Annotated in this window: 3 protein-coding genes; 2 read left to right on the plus strand and 1 reads right to left on the minus strand. The window is 75.4% G+C overall.

Going from position 1 to position 1977, the window contains the following annotated elements:
• Positions 1-752, minus strand: a 752-nt coding sequence (locus HGA02_RS17460; protein WP_168680487.1) for an ABC transporter ATP-binding protein, incomplete at its 3' end; no start/stop codon positions are given.
• A 121-nt stretch (positions 753-873) separates the two neighbouring features.
• Here HGA02_RS17460 and HGA02_RS17465 point away from each other — a divergent pair.
• Both HGA02_RS17465 and HGA02_RS17470 read left to right on the plus strand, forming a co-directional pair.
• Positions 874-1548 (plus strand): ABC transporter permease, encoded by a 675-nt coding sequence (locus tag HGA02_RS17465; RefSeq protein ID WP_124343858.1) that lies wholly within the window; start codon positions 874-876, stop codon positions 1546-1548.
• A gap of 12 nt (positions 1549-1560) precedes the next feature.
• A partial coding sequence (locus HGA02_RS17470) for an ABC transporter permease subunit (RefSeq protein WP_168680489.1) occupies positions 1561-1977 on the plus strand: 417 nt, incomplete at its 3' end.

Here is a 1977-nt window from a genome sequence, read left to right on the forward strand (position 1 = left end):
AGCCGGCCACGTCCGACGAGGTCCGCCACGGCGTCGGTCGCGGGCCGGGCGACGACGTCGAGCGGCGACGCGAGCTGCTCGACGTGCGCGCCCGCGGACAGCACCGCGACGCGGTCGCCCATGCGGACGGCCTCGTCGATGTCGTGCGTGACGAGCATCACGGTCGTGCCGACCTCGCGCTGGATGCGCGCGAACTCGGTCTGGAGACGGCGGCGGCCGACGGGGTCGACCGCACCGAACGGCTCGTCCATGAGCAGCACGGGCGGGTCGGTCGCGAGCGCACGTGCCACGCCGATCCGCTGCCGCTCGCCGCCCGAGAGCTCGTGCGGGTAGCGGCGCGCGTACTTCGCGGGGTCGAGGCCGACCAGGGCGAGCAGCTCGTCGACGCGGGCCGCGGTGCGGTGGCGGTCCCAGCCGAGCAGGCGCGGGACGGTCGCGACGTTCTGCGCGACGGTGCGGTGCGGGAACAGGCCGACGTCCTGGATCACGTAGCCGATGCGCCGCCGCAGGGCGACCGGGTCGGCGTGCGTGACGTCGTCGCCCTCGAGCAGGATGCGGCCCGACGTCGGCTCGACGAGCCGGTTGGCCATCCGCAGCGTCGTCGACTTGCCGCAGCCGCTCGGTCCGACCAGCACGAGCACCTCCCCCGGCCGGACGTCGAGGGAGAGGTCGTCGACGGCGGCACCGCCGCGGCCGTGGGCGGCGGGGTACTCCTTGCGCACGTGCTCGAACGCGATGGCGGGCTGGACCACCCCCCGGACGCTACTGCCCACGTCCGACGCCCGCCTCCCCCGGGCGTCGACGCAGGTCGGCCGAGGGGTCGCGGACCGGACGCCGGGTGCGCCTGTCGGTGGTCACGGTTACCGTCGGCGGATGCTGTCAGCAGCACAGCCGGACAACCCGTGGTTCTCGTGGGAGTACCTGCAGCGCAACGCCGACGACGTCCTCGGCGCGCTCGGGCAGCACGCGTCCCTCACCGTCCAGGCTGTCGTCCTCGCCTCGCTCGTCGCGCTCCCCCTGGGCGCGTGGGCGCACGTGCGCCCGCGCTGGGCGGGTCCGGTGCTCGGCGTCGCGGGCGTGCTCTACACGATCCCGTCGCTCGCGCTGTTCGCCGTCCTCGCGCCCTACACGGGCATCGAGCGCACGACCGTCCTCATCGGGCTCGTCGTGTACGCGCTGCTCGTGCTCACGCGCAACGTCGTCGTCGGGCTCGAGGGCGTCGACCCCGCGGTGCGCGACGCCGCGCGGGGCATGGGCTACGGGCGCGCGCGGCTGCTGCTCACGGTCGAGCTGCCGAACGCGCTGCCCAGCATCGTCGCGGGCCTGCGGCTGGCGACGGTCACGACCGTCGCGCTCGTGACCGTCGGGGTCGTCGTCGGCTACGGCGGGCTCGGGCAGCTGATGTTCCGGGGCTTCCGCTCCAACTACCACGCCGAGATCATGACGGCGACGGTGCTGTGCCTGCTGCTGGCCCTCGTGTGCGACCTCGTCCTGGCCGGCGTGGGACGGCTCGTCACGCCGTGGGCGCGCACGGCGCGGCCGGTCTGAGGGGGGCGACGCGTGGAGATCCTGGCCGAGGCGTTCGCCTGGCTCAACGACCCGCTCAACTGGACGGGCCGCAACGGCGTGCTCGCGCTCACGTGGGCGCACGTCGTGGTGTCGGTGCAGGCGGTGCTCCTGGCGGCGGTCGTCGCGCTCCCCGTGGGGCTGTGGCTCGGGCACCGCGGGCGGGGCGCGACGGTCGGCGTGGTCGTCGCGAACACCACGCGCGCGCTGCCGACGCTCGCCCTGCTCACGCTGCTCGCCGCGAGCGGCCTGTTCGGCAACCCCGCGACGGTCATCGCGTGCGCGGTGTTCGCCGTGCCGCCGCTGCTGTCCGGCGCCGTGACGGGCCTCGGCGAGGTCGACCTGGGCGTCCGGGACGCCGCGCGCGGGGTCGGCATGTCGGGCACGCGGCGGCTGTGGGCCGTCGAGCTC

It is taken from the genome of Cellulomonas septica (assembly GCF_012396155.1).
Lineage (GTDB): Bacteria > Actinomycetota > Actinomycetes > Actinomycetales > Cellulomonadaceae > Cellulomonas > Cellulomonas septica.